Origin of the sequence: Pseudoclavibacter caeni (assembly GCF_008831125.1) — a bacterium.
In the GTDB taxonomy this organism is placed as follows: domain Bacteria; phylum Actinomycetota; class Actinomycetes; order Actinomycetales; family Microbacteriaceae; genus Pseudoclavibacter_A; species Pseudoclavibacter_A caeni.
This window is the reverse complement of sequence record NZ_WBKA01000005.1, coordinates 112050-131549: the sequence shown is the minus strand read 5'-3', so window position 1 is coordinate 131549 and position 19500 is coordinate 112050. Positions and strand designations below refer to the sequence as shown.

Annotated in this window: 12 protein-coding genes and 1 pseudogene; 6 read left to right on the top strand and 7 right to left on the bottom strand. The window is 73.5% G+C overall.

What is annotated here, in order from left to right:
* Positions 1-362 precede the first annotated feature (362 nt).
* A pseudogene (locus F8O02_RS09245) lies at positions 363-5528 on the top strand (DEAD/DEAH box helicase); the annotation flags it as partial.
* Positions 5529-6035: 507 nt separating this feature from the next.
* On the opposite strand, the gene F8O02_RS07335 reads toward F8O02_RS09245, so the two are convergent.
* Positions 6036-7037, bottom strand: coding sequence for a 3-hydroxyacyl-CoA dehydrogenase NAD-binding domain-containing protein (locus F8O02_RS07335; RefSeq protein WP_158036598.1), 1002 nt, complete (start codon positions 7035-7037; stop codon positions 6036-6038).
* 265 nt (positions 7038-7302) lie between these two features.
* On the opposite strand from F8O02_RS07335, the gene F8O02_RS07330 reads away from it, so the two are divergent.
* Entirely contained in the window at positions 7303-8118 is an 816-nt protein-coding gene (locus tag F8O02_RS07330) for a DNA-formamidopyrimidine glycosylase family protein (RefSeq protein ID WP_158036597.1), read from the top strand.
* 106 nt (positions 8119-8224) lie between these two features.
* Here the strand turns inward: F8O02_RS07330 and F8O02_RS07325 are convergent, their stop codons facing one another.
* From F8O02_RS07325 to F8O02_RS07315, 3 genes are read right to left on the bottom strand one after another with little or no spacing between them, the layout of a single operon-like run.
* Complete coding sequence (locus tag F8O02_RS07325) at positions 8225-8884, bottom strand: NAD(P)H-dependent oxidoreductase (RefSeq protein WP_158036596.1); 660 nt, start codon at positions 8882-8884, stop codon at positions 8225-8227.
* Positions 8881-9969, bottom strand: coding sequence for an LLM class flavin-dependent oxidoreductase (locus F8O02_RS07320; RefSeq protein ID WP_158036595.1), 1089 nt, complete (start codon positions 9967-9969; stop codon positions 8881-8883). Before F8O02_RS07320 ends, F8O02_RS07325 begins: the two co-directional genes overlap by 4 nt.
* Positions 9966-10472, bottom strand: a complete 507-nt coding sequence (locus tag F8O02_RS07315) for a winged helix-turn-helix transcriptional regulator (protein WP_225734204.1) — start codon at positions 10470-10472, stop codon at positions 9966-9968. The genes F8O02_RS07320 and F8O02_RS07315 overlap by 4 nt, the downstream gene beginning before the upstream one ends.
* A 269-nt stretch (positions 10473-10741) precedes the next feature.
* On the opposite strand from F8O02_RS07315, the gene F8O02_RS07310 reads away from it, so the two are divergent.
* Positions 10742-11143 carry a hypothetical protein gene (locus F8O02_RS07310; protein ID WP_158036594.1) on the top strand — a complete coding sequence of 134 codons (402 nt, stop codon included), beginning with the start codon at positions 10742-10744 and terminating at the stop codon, positions 11141-11143.
* A 181-nt stretch (positions 11144-11324) separates the two neighbouring features.
* On the opposite strand, the gene F8O02_RS07305 is transcribed toward F8O02_RS07310, so the two are convergent.
* Entirely contained in the window at positions 11325-12377 is a 1053-nt protein-coding gene (locus F8O02_RS07305; RefSeq protein WP_158036593.1) for a zinc-binding dehydrogenase, read from the bottom strand.
* 490 nt (positions 12378-12867) lie between these two features.
* On the opposite strand from F8O02_RS07305, the gene F8O02_RS07300 reads away from it, so the two are divergent.
* From F8O02_RS07300 to F8O02_RS07290, 3 genes are read left to right on the top strand one after another with little or no spacing between them, the layout of a single operon-like run.
* Positions 12868-14082: an LLM class flavin-dependent oxidoreductase gene (locus tag F8O02_RS07300; protein WP_158036592.1), complete on the top strand. Its 1215-nt coding sequence runs from the start codon at positions 12868-12870 to the stop codon at positions 14080-14082.
* Positions 14079-14678, top strand: coding sequence for a MarR family winged helix-turn-helix transcriptional regulator (locus F8O02_RS07295; RefSeq protein WP_179416327.1), 600 nt, complete (start codon positions 14079-14081; stop codon positions 14676-14678). The genes F8O02_RS07300 and F8O02_RS07295 overlap by 4 nt, the downstream gene beginning before the upstream one ends.
* Positions 14675-15427 carry an NAD(P)H-dependent oxidoreductase gene (locus tag F8O02_RS07290; RefSeq protein ID WP_158036591.1) on the top strand — a complete coding sequence of 251 codons (753 nt, stop codon included), beginning with the start codon at positions 14675-14677 and terminating at the stop codon, positions 15425-15427. The genes F8O02_RS07295 and F8O02_RS07290 overlap by 4 nt, the downstream gene beginning before the upstream one ends.
* Before the next feature lie 158 nt (positions 15428-15585).
* Here F8O02_RS07290 and F8O02_RS07285 read toward each other — a convergent pair whose 3' ends face one another.
* Together F8O02_RS07285 and F8O02_RS07280 are read right to left on the bottom strand one after the other, a co-directional pair.
* Positions 15586-16467 (bottom strand): aldo/keto reductase, encoded by an 882-nt coding sequence (locus F8O02_RS07285; protein WP_158036590.1) that lies wholly within the window; start codon positions 16465-16467, stop codon positions 15586-15588.
* Between the two features lie 207 nt (positions 16468-16674).
* On the bottom strand, positions 16675-19404 hold the full coding sequence (locus tag F8O02_RS07280) for an ATP-dependent Clp protease ATP-binding subunit (RefSeq protein WP_158036589.1): 2730 nt from the start codon (positions 19402-19404) through the stop codon (positions 16675-16677).
* Positions 19405-19500 lie beyond the last annotated feature (96 nt).

Sequence of the window (19500 nt, the reverse complement as noted above, 5' to 3'; positions counted from 1 at the left end):
ACGGAGGTCACGACGACCGGGCCCGGCAGGTGTCGACGGGGCGGGACCCACCTTCGATGTTGGAGGTGTGCCCGTGCCCGCATCGGACCCGGTGTGCGGTGCGCCGAGCGACATATGTTGTCGCTACAAGTGACTATAGCTGGTGGGGCGTGGTGCGCACAAGGGCGAGGTCGAGCAGCCAGCTCTGCGCCGGTCGCACCCGGGGCAGCCGTGTTCACGCCGCGGGGGGGGGTGGCGCGTTCGTGGCTGCAGGTCGGCAGCGTGGCGCATTCGTGGTCGAGGTTCGTGGGCGCCGCCCGCCACCCGGCCGGCCTGTCGCCGGGTGTACGGGGACTGCGACACGTGCTCAATAGGATGGCGGCATGACCCGGGACGAGCGGCACGCGACGAACGCACAGGACGAGTGCGGCCGGACTGATGCCCCGAACCCGCTCGAGGCGTTCAGCCCCCTCACGCAGGCCTGGTTCCGAGACGCGTTCGCCGCCCCCACCCGGGCACAGGCCGAGGCCTGGCGGTCGATCGCATCCGGCCAGAACTGCCTGGTCGTCGCGCCCACGGGTTCGGGCAAGACGCTCGCGGCCTTCCTGTGGGCGATCGACCTGCTCGTGCGCGAGCGGCGCGCCGCCGCCCAGCCGCAGCCCGTGACATCCGACACAGGCGGCACGGTCAGGGTCGCACAACCGGCACCCCACACCTCCGCTGCCCCCCGGCTCGCCAGCACCGCGAAGCCCGGCGTGCGCGTGCTCTACATCTCCCCGCTCAAGGCGCTCGGCGTCGACGTGCAGCGCAACCTGCGCGCCCCGCTCGCCGGCATCCGCCGCCAGGCCCAGCTGACCGGGGCGCCCCTGCCCGAGATCAGCGTCGGCGTGCGCTCGGGTGACACCCCGCCCCGCGAGCGCCGTCGCCTCGCCGCGCACCCGCCGGACATCCTCATCACGACCCCCGAGTCGCTGTACCTGATGCTCACCAGCCGCGCCGCAGAGACGCTGCGCGGCGTGCACACCGTCATCGTCGACGAGATCCACGCGCTCGCCGACGACAAGCGCGGCGCCCACCTCGCGCTGTCGCTGGAGCGGCTCGATCTGTTGCTCGAACGGCCAGCCCAGCGCATCGGGTTGAGCGCCACGGTGCGGCCGGTGGACGCCGTGGCCCGGTTCCTCGGCGGCGACCGGCCGGTGGACGTCGTGGCCCCGCCCGCCCACCGGCGGTTCGACCTGACTGTCGAGGTGCCGGTGGATGACATGGCGCATCCGCCGACCCCGGATGCAGTCGCAGACCCCTCGGAGCGCGCCGCGGCACGGGAGCCGAACAGTGGCGAGGTCTCCGACGCGGACAGCGCCGGCGAGCACCGGGTCGGCTCGATGTGGCCGTGGATCGAGCGGTCGCTGCTCGACCGCGTGCTCTCGGTGCGCTCGACGATCGTGTTCACGAACTCGCGCCGGCTCGCCGAGCGCCTCACCACCAGGCTCAACTCGCTGCACGCCGAACGACTCCGGGCCGACCAGGGGCCGGAGCGCCGGAGCGCGGACCGTCAGCGCTCGAGCCCTGAGCGGCCGGATGCACCGGTCTCGAATGCTCAGACCCAGGACACACAGCACACGGCCTCGCCGCGCACGGGCACCCCGACCTCCGGCGATCAGCCCTCGGACGCCCCCGCACCGCTCGCCCGCGCCCACCACGGCTCCGTGTCGAAGGAGCAGCGCGCCGAGGTGGAGGAGGCGCTCAAGACCGGCCGGCTGCGCTGTGTCGTGGCCACCTCGAGCCTCGAGCTCGGCATCGACATGGGGCAGGTCGACCTGGTCGTGCAGATCGACGCGCCGCCCTCCGTCGCCAGCGCACTGCAGCGGGTCGGCCGCGCCGGCCACCAGATCGACGGGGTCTCCCGCGCCGTGTTCTACCCGACCCACCGGGCGCAGCTGCTGCAGACGGCGATCGTCACCGAGCGGATGCTCGCCGGCGAGCTCGAGACCCTGCACCTGCCCGCCAACCCCCTCGACGTGATCGCCCAGCAGACGATCGCGCAGACGGCCATGGGCGACCTCGACGTCGAGGCGTGGTACGACACCGTCCGCCGGGCGGCCCCGTTCCGCACTCTGCCCCGCTCCGCCTACGAGTCGGTGCTCGACCTCGTCAGCGGCCGCTACCCGTCGACCGAGTTCGCCGAGCTGCGCGCCCGCGTCGTCTGGGATCGCGACCACGGCGTCCTCACCGCCCGCCCGGGCGCCCAGCGGCTCGCCGTCACCAGCGGCGGCACGATCCCCGACCGCGGGCTCTACCGGGTCATGGCCGTCACCGGCGACGAGGGCACGCCAGGCACCCGCGTCGGCGAGCTCGACGAGGAGATGGTCTACGAGTCCCGGGTGGGCGACGTGTTCACCCTCGGCACCACCGCCTGGCGCATCCGCGAGATCACCCACGACACCGTCAACGTCGTCCCCGCGTTCGGGCAGCCCGGGCGGATGCCGTTCTGGCGCGGCGACAGCGCATCCCGTCCGGCGGAGCTCGGCCGCGCCCTCGGCGCGCTCACCCGCGACCTGCTGCCCGCGGCCCGCGCCGCCGCTGCGGCCCCACCAACCTCCCCGGTCGCCGCGGCCCGCGACTCCACGGACCAGGATGCCAGGGGCCACCCCGCCCCGGTCGCGGCGGAAGACGCCGGCCCGGCCAACCCTGTGAACGTCGGGGTCGACCCCGGCTCGTCGCGGACCCGGACCCGGACCGATCCCCGCCAGGCCGCCGCGGCCCGACTGCGCGCCGCCGGCCTCGACGACCGCGCTGTGACCAACGCGATGACCTACCTCGCCGAGCAGGTCGAGGCCACCGGATCGGCCCCCACCGACTGCGAGCTGACCGTCGAGCGTACCCGCGACGATGTCGGCGACTGGCGACTCGTGCTCGAATCCCCGTACGGCCAGGCCGTCCATGCCCCGTGGGCGCTCGCGATAGCCGCCCGCATCGAGGAGCGCTGGGGCGTCGAGGGCAGCGCGACCGCCTCCAACGACGGCATCATCGTCCGCGTGCCCGACATGGAGGGCGAGCCGCCCGGCGCAGACCTGTTCGTGTTCGATCCGGACGAGATCCGCGCCACCGTCACCGACCGGGTCACCGGTTCGCCGCTGTTCGCCGCCCGTTTCCGGGAGTGCTCCGGCCGGGCCCTGCTGCTCGGCACCGCGGCGCCCGGCCGGCGCTCGCCGCTGTGGCAGCAGCGTCAGCGGTCGGCCCGGCTGCTCGAGGTGGCCGCCCGGCACCCGCGCTTCCCGATGATCCTCGAGACGGTGCGGGAGTGCCTGCAGGACGTCTACGACCTGCAGGCGCTCGAGACGCTGATGCGCGACATCGCCGGACACCGCGTGCGGGTGCGCGAGGTCGCCTGCGAGACGCCATCGCCTTTCGCCCGGTCGATGCTCTTCGGCTACGTCGGCGCGTTCATGTACGAGGGCGACCAGCCGCTGGGGGAGCGGCGCGTCGCCGCGCTCACAGTCGACCCGGCGGTGCTGCGCGAGCTGCTCGGGGAGGTCGAGCTGCGCGATCTGCTCGACGCCGAGGCGATCGCCGAGGTCGCCAGTCGACTGCAGCGGCTCGCCCCGGCCCGGCGGGCGCGCGACGCGGAGGGCGTGGCCGACCTGCTGCGCGAGCTCGGGCCCCTCGACCTCGCCGCGATCGCCGCGCGGATGCGGGAGCCGGACGGCGGGGACGGCTCCGCCCGGACATCCCCGTCGGCACCGGACGCCACCGTCACGAGCGATACGGAGGCCGTCGACGTGCAGAGCCCGTCCCCCGCGGCGTACGCCGCCGCCCGGGCCGCGGTCACCGATCTGCTCGACGGGCGCCGGGCGATCCGGGTGCGCATCGCCGGGCGGGACGAGATCGCCGCGATCGAGGACGCGGCACTGCTGCGCGACGGGCTCGGCTGCGCACCGCCCCCGGGCGTGCCGGAGGCGTTCCTCGCACCCCGAATGGACCCGCTGCGCGAGCTGCTGCTGCGCTGGGCGCGCACGCATCCGCCGTTCCCCGCCATCGACCCGGCCCGGGCGCTGGGGCTCGGCCCCGCCGTCGTCACCGCCGCGCTCGAGCGGCTCGTCGTCGACGGCCTCGTCGTGCGCGGCGCGTTCCGACCCGACGTGCGCGGCGACGCGCCCGAGTACGTGCACCGCGACGTCCTGCGGGCGATCCGCACTCGCAGCCTCGCCCGGCTGCGTGGCGGCATCGAGCCCGTGCCCCAGCCCGCCTACGCGCGGTTCCTCGCCGACTGGCAGCACTGTGACCGGTCGCTGCATGGGCTGGAGGGCGTGCTCGACGCCGTCGAACAGCTCGCCGGCGCACCCCTGCCGGCGTCGACGCTCGAGACGATGATCCTGCCACAGCGGGTCGCCGACTACCGGCCCGGGATGCTCGACGAGCTCGTCACGGCCGGACAGGTGGTGTGGGCCGGATGCGGCTCGCTGCCTGGCCATGACGGCCGGGTGAGCCTGCACCTGGCCGACACGCTCGACCTCACCCTGCCCGTGCGGGAGGACATGGCCGACGGCTGCTCGCCTGCTGTCGGGACGGGGACCGCGGACGGGGTCGCCGACGTTTCAGCTGCGGACGGGGCAGGAATCGCGGATGCGGCCGCAGCCGACGTCCCGTCCGCGGACGCCGACGAGGCGGCCCTGCGTGCCGGCATACGGCATGTGCTTGCCGACCGGGGCGCCGTGTTCGCCCGCGAGCTGCGTGCGGGGCTGCGCGAGCGGGGGCTCGTCGTCACCGCCGACTCCCTCGCCGCGGCGCTGTGGGCCGAGGTCTGGGCCGGTCTGGTCACCGCCGACTCACTCGCCGGGCTGCGCGCGCTCGTCGCTGGCGGTCACGCCGCGCAGAAGACCCGCCGGCGCACGCCCGTGGGACGCGCCCGGCGGCATGGCACCTTCGCCCGGCTGCGCGCCCAGCGGGCTGCGCTCGATGCGGGCCCGGCGAGCGGCACGGCGAGTCACCGGGCGAGCGAGCTCGATGCGACAGGCCTGTCGGTGGAGACGGACCCGCGCCTGGCCGGCCGATGGAGCCTGCTGCCGCCCCCGCGGGCGGGACGCGAGCAGCGGCTCTCCGCCGCGGCCGGCCTGTTGCTCGACCGGCACGGGGTGGTCACCCGCGGCGCCGCACAGGCGGAGGGATTCCCCGGCGGGTTCCAGGCCGCCTACCGCGTGCTTGCTGAGTTCGAGCGAGCGGGCCTGTGTCGTCGCGGCTACCTCGTCGACGGGCTCGGCGGCGCGCAGTTCGCCGCACCCGCCACGGTCGACCGGCTGCGCGAGATGGCCGACAACCTGGCGGACGCGGCACGCCACGGCGACGCCGCCGCCCTGGTCAGCGTGGCTGCCTCCCGAACCGGCGCAGGCCGAATGGAGGCCGCGGCACTCACCCTCTCCGCCACAGACCCGGCCAGCCCGTGGGGTGCGGCCCTCGACTGGCCGGAGCCCGCCGGTGGCGGCAGGACGCGGCCCCGCCGAAATCCCGGCGCGCTCGTCACTACGCTGGACGGCCGCCCCGTGCTGTACCTCGAGCGCGGCGGACGCACCCTGCTGACCTTCCCGGCGTTCGCAGCCGGGTCCGAGGCGGCGTCCGCGCACGCGACCGGCCAGGCTGCAGCCGCAGCGGCCGATTCGGCAGGCGGCCTGGCTGCGGTGCCGGTGACCGGTCCTGTCGCCAACGCCGGGCGGGATGTCGCGACCGCCGAGGACCGCCTGGCCGCAGCCGCCTCCCTTGCCGACACGGTGCGGGAGCGACGCCTGGCCACGTTCACGATCACCCGCATCGACGGGGTGCCGACGACGGACCCCGCGGTCGCCGGGTGGCGGCGGGCGCTGTGCGACGCTGGTCTGGAGCCGACCCCGCGCGGGCTCATCCTGCGCCTTCGACCCTGGTGACCCGACCCGTGCAGAGTCGTTCGCGCGGGGTCGTTCACTCGTCCGGCCGCCTCGAGGGGCTCGAGCCATGACCCAGACGACGACGCGCCCGCCCCGAGACGTTCGGAGCGGGCGCGTCGCATCCCACGCGGAGCCGGCGGGTCAGGCCTGCTCGGCCTGCCGCTCGGCGATGACCGCCTTCTGCAGGCGGTCGCGGCGGGCGATGTACTCGGGGAAGTCCCGGTGCGGGTACTCCCGGTCGGCGTCGGCGCCGATGTGCGCGATCACCTCGTCGGTGAGCGCGTCGCCCTGGCCGATGTCCTCCGCGAGCCCCTTGCCGATGTGCTCGAGGATGTACTTCAGGCCGCCCTCGCCGCCGCCCAGGTGGAAGGCGAGCAACGGGCCGACGCTCGCCCAGCGGATGCCGAGCGAGTTGGTGACGATGTCGTCGAGCTCCCGGGCGTTGACGACGCCCGCGTCGACCAGCCGGATCGCCTCGACGATCACGGCCGCCTGGATGCGGTTGGCGACGAAGCCCGGCACCTCTTTGTGCAGCTGCACCGGATGCTTGCCGATCGACCGGTAGAACGCGAGCGCCCGGTCGATGAGGGCCTGGTCGGTCTGCTCGTCGGCCGAGACCTCGACCAGGGGCAGCACGTGCGGCGGATTGAACGGGTGCCCGATCAGCAGGCGCAGCGGGTTGACCATGAGCTCCGACTGCACGCTCGCCACGATGCCCGAGCTGGACGACAGCAGCAGCGCGTCGGCCGGGGCGTGCGCTTCGACCTCCTTCCAGTTCGCCTGCTTGATGTTCGCCCGCTCCGGGCCGGCCTCCTGCACGAGCTCGGCGTCGGCGACCGCGTCGGCGATCGTCGTCACCGGGATCACGCGGGCGACGGCGGCGGCGACGGCGTCCGGGTCATCCGGGAAGCCCGGGACCCCGGCGACCGCCTGGGGCACCGTCTTCGCGAGCGCCTCGGCGAGATCGGGGCGGGGATCCCACACCTTCACGGTGAGCCCCTCAGCGGCGAACAGCGACGCCCACGACAGGCCGATCAGCCCGGCGCCGACGACAGCGGCCCGCGAGACGGTCGGGGTGGATGCGGCAGGGGCCTGCCCCCCGGCGGATCCGGTGGTCGCAGCAGGCTCAGTGGGCTCAGACATGATTCCTCCTTCGGAATGCACTGCGCGCACGCGGGTCGCGGCGCGCGGGCCGCGGGGAGGTCGGCGTCATCGTCGAGGTCGCACGAGACCCAGGTAATGGAACACGGCGGGCGGCAGGGACATTCCGCGGGATGGCGGGGATACCGTGCGCACGGACACGGACCCGCTGCACGGTCGGTGCTCCGCGACGCCGTCGCGGTGCGATGATCTCCTGGTACAGCGGCACTCCGTGCGCTGACTACGATGGCCGCGTCGAGAGGAGCGCATGCCCGAGGGAGACACCGTGTTCCGCACCGCCCGGGTGCTCGACCGCGCCCTGCGCGGCGGGCGGATCACCCGATTCGAGCTGCGCGTGCCCCGGCAAGCGACCGCCGACCTCACCGGGCTCGTCGTCGACGAGGTCACGTCATACGGCAAGCACCTGCTGCACCACATCGGCGACTGGACGCTGCACAGCCACCTGCGCATGGAGGGACGCTGGGAGCGGCACCGGCCCGGGGAGCGCTGGTGCTCACCCGGCCACCAGGCCCGCGTCGTCCTCACCGTCGCCGCGCACCCGGGCGGGCCCGCGGTCGAGTCGGTCGGGTTCGAGGTCGCCGAGGTGCGGCTCGTGCCGCGGGACGAGGAGCACCTGCTGCTCGATCACCTCGGCCCCGACCCGCTGGGCGCCGCATGGGACGCCGACCCGGCCGGGTCGCGCGGCCGCGACGAGGCCGTCCGCCGGCTCGCCGCAGACACTCGCCCCCTGCACGTCGCCCTGCTCGACCAGCGGAACGTGGCCGGGTTCGGCAACGAGTACGGCAACGAGATCTGCTTCCTCGCCGGCGTCGACCCGCGCCGGCCGGCCCGGGAGACGGACGCGGCGGCGATCCTGCGCCTCGGGGCCCGGATGATCCGGGCGAACCGGCTGCGCGTGGAGCGGACGACCACCGGTGACCGGCGGCGCGGCCAGCGGCTGTGGGTGTGCTTCCGGGCGGGGCGGCCCTGCCGGCGCTGCGGCACGCCGATCGCGTTCGACCGGCTCGGTGCCGATCCCGCCCGGCTGCGCGACGTGTACTGGTGCCCGCGCTGCCAGCGGTGACCGGTGGTGGGCCCGGGCAGCGCGGAACAGCGCGGTCCGGCCGAGCAGCCCGCATGACGTGGGGATGCGGCGGACGGACAAGCGCGTCGGCGCGGGGCAGAGCGGATCAGAGCGGCGGCAGCTGCGACTCGTCGACGACCTGCCGGCGCCCGGCGCGGTCCTCCCGGGTGACGTCGAGCAGCACGACCGGCAGGATGCCGCGCACGGCCAGCTCGATCCGGGCGCGCACGTCCGGGTTCAGCAGCAGGCCGCCGGCGAAGTCCCCGGCGCTGGCGAACACCGACACGGGCGCCACGTGCGCCTGCAGGAACGCGAACAGCGGACGCAGCTCGTGGTCGATCATGAGCGTGTGCCGATCGCTGCCACCGGTTGCCGCGAGCAGCACCGGCCGGTCGGCGAGCGCGTACTGGTCGATCAGGTCGAAGAAGTGCTTGAACAGCCCGCTGTACGACCCGCGGAACACGGGGGACGCGGCGACGAGCAGATCGGCGCCGGCCACCTGGTCGAACACGGCGGCGACCTCCGGGGTGAGGTCGTCGGGCTCGAGCGCCCCGGTGAACCCCTGGCCCAGCCGGGCGACGTCGATGGTGGTCGCCGTCATGCCGTGGCCGGCGTCGGCGAGCTGCCGGCGGGTCTCCTGCAGGATGTCGCGCACGAGCGTGTCGGTGCGTCCCCCGGTCGAGTAGGCGCCGTTCACGGCCACGACGCGCACCGGACGGCCCGGGAACGGCCGGTCGATCCGGTCGATCTCCTCGCGCACGCTCATGCCCTGGCCTCCGTCTCGGCCGCCGCATCCCCGGTCTGTCCGAGCGCCCGGCGCACCGCGGGCAGCACCTCGGTGCCGAGCAGCTCGATCGCGCGCAGCGCGTCCCGCTTGGGCACGTTGCCGAAGCCGAGCTGACAGATGTAGCGCACGTGCCCGTACACCTCGTGCTGGCGCAGGATCTTGTCGACGATCTGGGCGGGGCTGCCGACGAACAGGGCGCCCCCCGGCGAGGCCATCGCCTCGTACTGGTCGCGGGGCACGCGCCAGCCGCGGCCGCGCTGGTGGAAGTTCTGCTGCATCCCCTCGGCGAAGGCGGGGTACGACAGGTCGATCGCCGCCTGGCTCGTCGGGGCGACGAAGCCCGGGCCGTTGACGCTCACGAGCGCCTCGTCCGCCGGGCGGCCGAGCTCGGCCCAGGTGCGACGGTACAGGTCGACGAACCGGCGGAAGCCGTCGAGGCGGCCGCCGAGGACGCCGAGCGCCATCGGCAGGCCGTGTCTGGCGGCGCGCACGGCGCTGGCCGGGGTGCCGCCGACGGCGATCCACACGGGCACGAGCCGGTCGCCGACCGGGCGCGGGGTGATGTCGGCGTCGTGCAGGGAGGGCCGCAGCGTCCCCTGCCAGGTGATCGGGTTCTCACGGCGCAGGTGGTCGAGCAGGTCGAGCTTCTCCTCGAACAGCGCGTCGTAGTCGGCCAGGTCGTAGCCGAACAGCGGGAACGACTCGGTGTACGAGCCGCGACCGACCATCAGCTCGGCACGTCCGTCGGAGAGGTCGTCGAGCATGTTGATCTGCTCCATGACCCGCACCGGGTCGTCGGAGCTCAGCACGCTCACCGTCGGGGTGAGGTGGATGCGGCTCGTGCGCGCGGCCATCGCCGCGAGCAGCACGACGGGGGAGGAGACGGCGAAGTCACGGCGGTGGTGCTCGCCGACGCCGAAGACCGACAGCCCCGCCTGGTCGGCGACCTCGGCCTGCTCGATCAGCTCATGCAGGCGGCGCTGCGCAGTCACGACCCGGCCGGTCTCGGGGTCGGGGGTGAGCTCGCCGAAGTGATAGACGCCGATCTCGAACGGGCGGGTCATCGCCTGGCCCCCTGCAGGACGGGGTCGCCGGCGATGTCCTTGACGCAGGCGGCGGCGAGATGCTCGGCGACGCTCCAGCGCTCGGCCCAGGCGGTGAGTGCATCGAGCACCGGCAGCAGGTCGCGGCCCTTGGCCGTGAGCCGGTACGGGGCGCGGGTGGCGCCGTCGACTCGCTCGATCAGCTCGCAGTGCTGCAGCTCGCCGAGACGGCGGGCGAGCACGGCGTCACTGATGCCCGGGATGCCGCGCCGGATGTCGACGAACCGCTGCGGGCCCGTGCCGAGCGCCTGGATGACCAGGCCGTTCCAGCGTTTGCCGAGCAGGGCCATCGCGGCCAGGAGGGCCGGGCACAGCATCTGGTCGACGTCGGCCTCTCCGCGGCTGGGCGCTGGGGCTGTCGCGGTGCGGGCTGCCGTGCTGGAGGTGGTGTCGATGACGGTGCGTGGCGGGGTCGCCGCGGCGCGCGCCGGGTGGTCGGCGGGAAGGGATCGAATCGTGCTCACAGAATGAGAGTAACAAGGGTGTTCGCAGATAGCGAGCGATCGGCGGATCGTGTCCGCGTCGCTCGCCGGGCGGCCTGCCCGGTGCCGGAGCGCGGCGCCGGGCTACGAGGCATGGTGGAGCGCAGGCCCGCCATGTCGTTGGCCGGAGGAGGGGGGGCAGGGGACGCGGCGTCACCGCCGGCCGCGCGGGCGGACTGCGGTGGAATCGGGGGGCGAACGCGCCGACCCGGACGGGACTGCCGCTGCGGCATCCCCGGGGCCGCACGCGGGTGTGTCGCTGGCACGGCGCCCCGCTCGTCGACTGCTCCGACGGCGCGCGGACGCTGCACGGGGTCTGGACCGAGCCGGAGGCCCAGCGCGCGGCTGACATCAAGGTGCCGATCCTCCTGCATCACCAGTTCACGGCCGACCCTGACGGCGTGCCCACCTGGCTGCGGGACAACTACCTGTACATCGGCGACTCCGAACAGCAGATCGCCTACATCTCCGACGACCACCATCACCTGCTCGCGTGGGACGAGCTCGCGGCGTTCGTCTCCGGGCGCCTGGCGCTGCCGACTGGAGCCGTTGCGCATGCGCGTGGACCACGGGGAGTCGTCCAGCCGGCTCACCGTGCTGCCTCGGTGATCACGGCCCGGGGCCTGGGGACGTGCCCGGACGGTCCCGGGTGACGTGTCCCGGGGATGGCGGCTCAAGCCCGGGGCACGAAGGAGCCCCGCGGCATGCAGTCGCGGGGCTCCTTCAGGCCGACGCCGTGTCAGCCCGGCGTCGACGAGGGATGCGCGCCGACCGAGACAGCCCGGCCGGCGCGCGACGTCCGGCGACGGATGGGCGCCGTGCCGGACGACCGGATCACTTGGTGAAGTCGGTGATGACCGTCACGCCGTTGACCTTGAACGTGTCCATGTCGTGGTACACGTCGACGATGCCGCTGAGGTTCGTCTCGGCGGTCACCAGATCGCCGGGGCGCAGCTTGCCGGTGGCGACCTGGTTGAGCAGGGCCGGGAACTCGGCGCGCGGCATGCCGAACGAGCCGAGGTAGGCGACCTCGTTGGCGATGATGTCGTTGACCGCGATCGGGATGTCGCCGTCCTTGCCCATCGGGGTCATGCCGATCTGCACCGCGCGGCCCTTGCGCTTGGTGCTGTTGAGCGAGGCGAGCAGCGTGGCGTTGATGCCCAGCGCGTCGACCGACACGTCGGCGCCGCCGTGCGTGTAGTCCTTGATCGCCTCGACCGGGTCGGTCTCCATGCTGTTGACCGTGTGGACGGCGCCCATCTTCTTGGCGAAGTCGAGCTTGTCCTGGGCGATGTCGACCGCGATGACGTTCGCGCCGGCCGCGGTGGCGATCTGGATCGCCGACAGACCAACGCCGCCCGCGCCGTAGACGCTCACCCAGTCACCGGGGCGCACGTCGCCGACGCTCAGCACGCCGTGGTAGGCGGTCATGAAGCGGCAGCCCATGCCGCTCGCCTGCGAGAAATCGACCTCGTCGGGCAGCGGGATGAGGTTGAAGTCGGCGGTGGGCACGTGCGCGTACTCGGCGAATCCGCCGTTGTACGTGAAGCCGGGCATCGTCTGATGCTCGCAGACGTTCGAGTCACCCTCGAGGCAGGCCTGGCAGGTGCCGTCGCCACAGGTGAAGGGGACGATCACGCGGTCGCCGACCTTGACCTTCTTGACGTTCTTGCCGACCTCCTTGACGATGCCGCTCATCTCGTGGCCGCCGATCATCGGCAGCGGGGCGAGGAACCCGGTCCACTCTCCCTTCCAGCCGTGCCAGTCGCTGCGGCAGATGCCGCAGGCCTTGACCTCGATGATCGCGCCGTCGTCGGTGAGCGTCGGGTCCGGGACGTCGGTGACGTTGAGCGGCTTGGTGAACTCCTCCAGCACAGCAGCCTTCATGGCGTACTCCTCTGTGTGTCGTCGTGGTGCTCCGGTCGCCTCGTCTCGCACACACAGGTGCGAGGGCGGAAGGCCTCGCGGAGGACCGCACTGTCGGCTCCGGTCTCTCCGGAGCCCCTGATCACTGGCGAGCGTAGCGCCGCACGCGGGCGATGCCGAGAGGTGTCGGAGCCGGGATCCGGGCTGCGAACCGTTCTCAGGAATGGGCGGATCGGCATGCCGGTGCGGAAGCTGGGATCGAGGGGCGAGCGGCGCTGTCGCAAAGTGACACATCCGATGATGGAAGCGGGCACCCATGGACACATCTGATGATCCCGCCGACTGCGACATGCTCACGTCGTCGCTCGCCTCCGCGCGCCGCGAATACCAATGCTTGCGCATATATTGCAGGTGCAACTATAGTGAGGCGTGCCGGGCGCGGCAGGGGAGTACGGCATCGCATCCCGCGGCCGGACGGCGTACCGGACGCACCACCAAGAACGGAGACGACATGCAGTTCGGCATCTTCTCGGTCAGCGACATCACCCGCGACCCCGTCAGCGGCCGCACGCCCAGCGAGGCGGAGCGCATCCGCGCGGCCGTCACGATCGCCCGCAAGGCGGAGGAGGTCGGGCTCGACGTCTTCGCGATCGGCGAGCACCACAACCCGCCGTTCTTCTCGTCGGCGCCGACGACGCTGCTGGCGTACATCGCCGCGCAGACGAAACGCATCATCGTGAGCACCTCGACCACGCTCATCACCACGAACGACCCGGTGCGCATCGCCGAGGAGTACGCGATGCTGCAGCATCTCTCCGAGGGCCGCATGGACCTCATGCTCGGCCGCGGCAACACCGGCCCGGTCTACCCATGGTTCGGCGCCGACATCCGCGAGTCGCTGCCCATGGCGCTCGAGCACTACAACCTGCTGCACCGGCTGTGGCGTGAGGACGTGGTGGACTGGCACGGCCGATACCGCACCCCGCTGCAGGGGTTCACCGCCACGCCCCGCCCGCTCGACGACGTGCCCCCGTTCGTCTGGCACGGATCGATCCGAACCCCGGAGATCGCCGAGCAGGCCGCGTACTACGGCGACGGCTTCTTCGCTAACAACATCTTCTGGCCCCGTGACCACTTCAAGCGGCTGATCGGCCTGTACCGGCGCCGCTTCGAGCACCACGGCCACGGTCGGGCCGACCAGGCGATCGTCGGCCTCGGTGGCCAGGCGTACATCGCCCGGCGGTCGCAGGACGCGGTGCGCGAGTTCCGCCCCTACTTCGACGAGGCGCCCGTGTACGGCAACGGGCCGAGCCTGGAGGACTTCACCAGCCAGACCCCGCTGACGGTCGGCAGCCCCCAGCAGGTCATCGACCGCACGCTCGAGTTCCGCGAGGACTTCGGCGACTACCAGCGACAGCTGTTCCTCATGGACCACGCCGGGCTGCCCCTCGCGACGGTGCTTGACCAGCTCGAGTTGCTCGGCGGCGAGGTCGTGCCGGTGCTGCGTCACGAGATGGAGGCGATGCGGCCGGCCGGCGTCCCCAGCGACCCGCCCTCGCACGCCGACCTCGTGCGTGCGAGGTACGGCGACGAGCCACCCCGACAGCCGCGCCCGAACGCCAACCGGGGCGACAACGTCACCGGCGGCTCGCCCTACCAGGACAGCCCCGAGATCATCGCCCGGCAGCGGCGCGAGGCGCGACGGGCCGCGGAGGCCGGGCGATGACCAAGGCCGCCTCCCGCGCCCGCACCCGGCTCGCCAACGAGGCGTGGGAGGCGCTCTTCCGCGCTCAGGGCGTGCTGCTGCGCGAGTTCGCGGCCGCCGACCTGTGGCATCCGGCGACGCTGTCCGAGTATGACGTGCTCTACACGCTCGCCCGGCACCCGGATGGGCTCGACCAGCGCACGCTGGGGCAGGACGTCATGCTCACCCAGCCCGGGCTCTCGCGGCTCGTCGAGCGGCTCGTCACCCGTGGCTGGGTGTCCCGCGGACGCGACCTGCGCGACGCCCGCCGGGTGCGGCTCGGCCTGACCGAGGCGGGGCACGAGGTGCAGCGGACGATCGGCCGCCGGCACGCCCGCCAGGTCGCCGACCGGATGACGGCGTCGCTCGACGACGCCCAGCTCACCGGGCTGCGGGACCTGGCCCGGCGGCTCATCGACCGTGCGGACGGGACGAGCAGGGGCCGGGCACCTGCGGGCCAGACGGCCGCGGGCCGGTCCGACTCGGGCCGGCCGAGCGAGAATCGGGCGGACTCGGGCCCGGACGGGATGGAGGACGCGGCGGCCTCCGCCGTCGCCTCGGAGACGAGCGGATCATGACCACGACAGCCACCACCAGCAGGCATGATGCCGGACCGGACGAGACAGCCGGTCAGCCGGCCGGACCGGAGCAGACGCGCGACGACCGCGCGCGGACGATCCTCATCATCAGCGCCGGGGTCTCCGAACCGTCGTCGACCGACATGCTCGCCGACCGGTTCGCCCGGGCCGCGGGCGTGACCGCCGACCGCGCCGGGGTGCGCGTGACCGTCCGGCGCATCGGGCTGCGGCCGCTCGCCCAGGAGATCATGCAGGCGCTCGTGGGCGGGCTGCGCTCCGAACGGCTGGAGTCCGCGGTCACCGCACTCGCCCACGCCGACGGCGTCGTCATCGCCACACCGATATACAAGGCGGGCATGAGCGGGTTGCTGAAGAGCTTCCTCGACGTCCTCGACCAGGACCTGCTCGTGGCGAAGCCGGCCGCCCTGCTCGCGACCGCCGGCACCGCCCGGCACGCCCTCGCCGTCGACATCGAGCTGCGCGGGGTGCTCGCCTTCTTCCGCACGCTGACCGTGCCCACCTCGGTGCTCGCCACCGGCGGGGACTGGTTCGACCCCGGCCTCGGCGAGCGGGTCGAGCGCGCCGCCGCCGAGCTCATCGCCCTCGTCGCCGACGACGTCGAGCGGGCTATGACCCGCAGCACGTGGAGCTCGTACGACCACACCTTCGACTCGGCCGCCGAGCGCCGCCGCGACGACGGGCCCGACTTCGACACGGATCTGATGCGCCTGGCCGCCGGAGGGGAGTGAGGGCTGCCGCTGGTGGGCGGCGGGCCGGTCTCGGACGGTGGGTGAGGCGTGTCGAGACGCGGATTCAGCATCCTTGATCGGGTTCAGCGGGATTCGCGGTGCTGCTGCTGAATCGGGGTCGGGATGCTGAATCGGCGTCAGCCCGGGCCACACCTCGGCTAGAACTCCTCGTAGGTGGCAGGGTCCTGGCCTTTCAGCCGGCCGTCCGGACGGGCGAGCTCCGCGATCCGGGCGAGGTCCGACTCGCTCAGGGCGAAGTCGAACACGGCGAGGTTCTCGCGCTGCCGGTCGGGGCTGGCGGCCTTCGGGATCGGCACGACGCCCCGCTGCACGTGCCAGCGCAGGACGATCTGCGCCACCGTCCGGCCGTGCTCGCGGGCGATCGCCTGGAGCACGGGGTCGGCGAGGATGCCGGACGCGCGGCCCAGCGGGCTCCACGCCTCGGTGCGGATGCCGTGGTCGGCGTTCCAGCGCACGGCCTCGTCCTGTGGGAAGCGCGGGTGGATCTCGATCTGGTCGACGACCGGAGCCACCCCGGTCGCGGCGATGATCCGCTCCAGATGCTCGGGCAGGAAGTTGCTCACCCCGATCGAGCGGACGAGCCCGCGCTCCCGGGCCTCGAGCAGGGCCTGCCACGCCTCCACATACCGACCCGCCAGCGGGTTCGGCCAGTGGACGAGCATGAGGTCGATCGGGCCGATGCCCATGCGGTACACCGACTCCTCGATCGCGGCGAGCGCCTGGTCGTAGGCGTGGTGACGGCCGGGCAGCTTGGAGGTGACGGTGATCTCGGAGCGGTCCACGTCGGAGTCGCGCACGCCGGCGCCCACGGCGCCCTCGTTCTCGTAGCTGAAGGCGCTGTCGATCAGCCGGTAGCCGGTGCGGATCGCCCGGGCGACCGCGTCGGCGCCGGCGGCGCCGCGCAGGCGGTAGGTGCCGAGGCCGATGGCGGGCAGGGCGTGACCGTCCGAGAGCGTGAGCTGGGGGACGTCGACAGGGGAGGACGGGGTGGTCGGGGATGCGGTTCCGTGGGTGCTCATGCCACGAGCCTACGCACCTCCACAGACTCTCGTCAGCCCGACGTGACGGCGTGCGTCATCCGCCGGCCTCGCCAGGCGCCCTCGGCCGTGCCAGAGCGTGCGCCCACCGGGCACACCCGGGAGCCGGGTCGGCTCGCGAGTCGGCTCACCTCATCGGGCAGCCGACCCGCGAGCGGCCTGCGCCATGTCGGATCCGTCCGGCGCCGGTCAGGCCGCGTCACCGACCGGGTGCGGAGCCGGATGCGCGTCGGTGCCGCTCTCGACGGTCACCGAGAGCTGCCTGTCGTGCTCGTCCACCCGGGCGGTGTCGCCGGGCTGCAGCGTGCCGGTCACGAGGCGGTCGGCGAGGCGGTCATCCAGCTCGCGCTGGATCGTCCGCCGCAGTGGGCGGGCCCCGTACTCGGGCTGCCAGCCGAGCTCGGCGAGCCGGGCGACCGCCGCGTCCGAGACGACGAGCCGCACGCCCTGCCCGGCGAGCCGGGCGGCGACCTCGTCGACCATGCCGCGGGTGATGCGGGCGACCTGGTCGCGGGTGAGCCGGTGGAACAGTACGATCTCGTCGATGCGGTTGAGGAACTCGGGCCGCATCGTCTCGCGCAGCCGGCCCATCACCCGATCGCGCAGCGCCTGCTCCGAGCCGAAGCCGGTCGGGTCGTCGTTGGCGACGAACCCGAGCGCCCCCGACCGCGAGGCCAGGAATTCCGAGCCCAGGTTCGACGTCATGATGATCACGGTGTTGCGGAAGTCGACCGTGCGGCCCTGCCCGTCGGTGAGCCTGCCGTCGTCGAGCACCTGCAGCAGCAGGTCGAACACGTCAGGGTGCGCCTTCTCGATCTCGTCGAGCAGCAGCACCGAGTACGGTCGGCGGCGCACAGCCTCGGTCAGCTGCCCGGCCTGGTCGAACCCGACGTAGCCCGGAGGGGCGCCCACGAGCCGCGAGGCGGTGTGTCGCTCGCCGAACTCCGACATGTCGAAGCGCACCATCGCCCGCTCGTCGCCGAACAGCGAACGGGCGAGTGTGCGGGCCAGCTCGGTCTTGCCGACGCCGGTGGGCCCCAAGAACAGGAAGCTGCCCACAGGGCGGTGCGGGTCGGCGAGCCCGGTGCGCCCGCGACGCACGGCCCGGGCGACGGCACTGACCGCGTCGTCCTGCCCGACCACCCGCGCGTGCAGCTCCTCCTCGAGGTGCGCCAGCCGGGCGCGCTCGCCCTCGCTGATGCGCTCGGCGGGGATGCCGGTGCGCCGGGCGACGACCCCGGCGATCTGCGCCTCGTCGACGACCGCCTCCACCGGGGCGTCCTGGGACCCCGCGGCGCGCTCCGACGCCACTCGCGCGTTGTGCGCGGTGGCCTCGTCGAGCTCGTGCTGCACCTCGCGGATGCGATCCCGGGCCGTGCCGGCGTCCTCGTAGCGCTCCTGGTCCACGGCGGCGTTCTTCTCCGCCTCCAGCTCGGCCAGCCGCTCCATGAGCGGCGCGGTGTCGACGGTGCGCTCCCCGGTGACAGCGCCGAGCCGCAGCCGCAGCCGGGCCCCGGCCTGGTCGATCAGGTCGATCGCCTTGTCCGGCAGCCGACGGTCGGGCAGGTAGCGGGCCGACAGCCGCACGGCGGCGCGAAGCGCCTCCGGCGTGTACCGCACGTCGTGGTGGTGGGCGAAGGCGGGGGCGACACCCTCGACGATCCGCACCGCGTCGTCCTCGCTCGGCTCGTCGACCGTGACCGGCTGGAACCGGCGGGCCAGCGCCGGGTCGTGCTCGATGCGCCGGTACTCATCGAGGGTCGTCGCCCCGACCAGGTGCAGGTCGCCGCGGGCCAGCCGCGGCTTGAGGATGTTCGCCGCGTCCATGCCGTCGCCGGGTGCGGAGCCGCCGGCGCCGACGACGGTGTGCAGCTCGTCGATGAACACGACGAGCTCGTCGCGGTGGGCGGCGATCTCGTCGAGCAGGCGGGTCAGCCGCTCCTCGAAGTCGCCCCGGAACCGGGTGCCGGCCACCAGGGCGGGCAGGTCGAGGGTGATGACACGCCGGCCGGCGACCGCCGGGGGCACGTCGCCGGAGGCGATCCGCTCGGCGAGCCCCTCGACGACGGCCGTCTTGCCGACGCCCGCCTCGCCGACGAGCACGGGATTGTTCTTCGTGCGCCGCGAGAGGATCTCCACGGTCTGCACGATCTCGTCGTCCCGGCCGATCACCGGGTCGAGCTCGCCGGCCTCGGCGCGGGCGGTGAGGTCCTCGCCGAAGCGATCGAGCATCGGGGTGGCCCCGGCCTCGGTGGACGCGGTGGCGTCCTGCGCATCGTCGTCCTCGTCCACCGCGCCGTCGGACGCGTCGGCCGCCGCGGTCTCCGCCGCATCGGACGCGTGCGCGATATCGGCGGGCCGCACGCCGCGGGTGACCGCCTGCGGAGTGATGCCGAGCCGGGTGAGCACCTGGCCGGCGGGCGTGTCCTGGTCCAGGACGAGCGCGAGGAAGAGGTGCTCCAGATCGATGTAGGTCGCTCCCGAGGCGCGCGCGATCTGGAAGGCGTGGAAGAGCACCCGCTGCAGCGAGGGGGTGATCGCCGGGGCCTCGGTGACCGCGGCGCCCGGCACCGCCTGCGGGAGCCGGGCCTCCACGGCCTCCACGACCCGCTCGGGTGTGATGCCGAGTCCGCGCACCACGCCGGCCGCCGGATCCCGGGTCACGAGCACGCGCAGCAGGTGAAGCGCGTCGACCTCGCCCTGTCCACGGGCGACCGCGTACGAGCCAGCCCGGGCCAGCGCCGTCTGCGTGCGCCGGGCGAGCAACCGGCTGATGTCGATCGCCTGCCGCGACTGCGTGGCCCGCTCGCCGGCGAGATAGCGGGCGAGGAACTCGTCGAATGCGGCGCGCTCCCGCTCGCCGTCATGGTCGCCGTGGGGGCCTGCCTCGCCGCGGCTGGGGGTGACGTTCTCTGGCACGGTGCCTCCTCACAGTGGTTGGAAGGGTGCGGCCGGCCCGCGGACTCGCGGACGTCGCACCCTCGGACTTGAGTGTCATACGCTCAACTCCAACGA

What these genes read in the sequence shown, in the direction of transcription:
- F8O02_RS07335 (WP_158036598.1), bottom strand. Translation starts at nt 7,037, where the DNA reads ATGTCTGAGCCCACTGAGCCTGCTGCGACCACCGGATCCGCCGGGGGG.
- F8O02_RS07330 (WP_158036597.1), top strand. Translation starts at nt 7,303, where the DNA reads ATGCCCGAGGGAGACACCGTGTTCCGCACCGCCCGGGTGCTCGACCGC.
- F8O02_RS07325 (WP_158036596.1), bottom strand. Translation starts at nt 8,884, where the DNA reads ATGAGCGTGCGCGAGGAGATCGACCGGATCGACCGGCCGTTCCCGGGC.
- F8O02_RS07320 (WP_158036595.1), bottom strand. Translation starts at nt 9,969, where the DNA reads ATGACCCGCCCGTTCGAGATCGGCGTCTATCACTTCGGCGAGCTCACC.
- F8O02_RS07305 (WP_158036593.1), bottom strand. Translation starts at nt 12,377, where the DNA reads ATGAAGGCTGCTGTGCTGGAGGAGTTCACCAAGCCGCTCAACGTCACC.
- F8O02_RS07300 (WP_158036592.1), top strand. Translation starts at nt 12,868, where the DNA reads ATGCAGTTCGGCATCTTCTCGGTCAGCGACATCACCCGCGACCCCGTC.
- F8O02_RS07295 (WP_179416327.1), top strand. Translation starts at nt 14,079, where the DNA reads ATGACCAAGGCCGCCTCCCGCGCCCGCACCCGGCTCGCCAACGAGGCG.
- F8O02_RS07290 (WP_158036591.1), top strand. Translation starts at nt 14,675, where the DNA reads ATGACCACGACAGCCACCACCAGCAGGCATGATGCCGGACCGGACGAG.
- F8O02_RS07285 (WP_158036590.1), bottom strand. Translation starts at nt 16,467, where the DNA reads ATGAGCACCCACGGAACCGCATCCCCGACCACCCCGTCCTCCCCTGTC.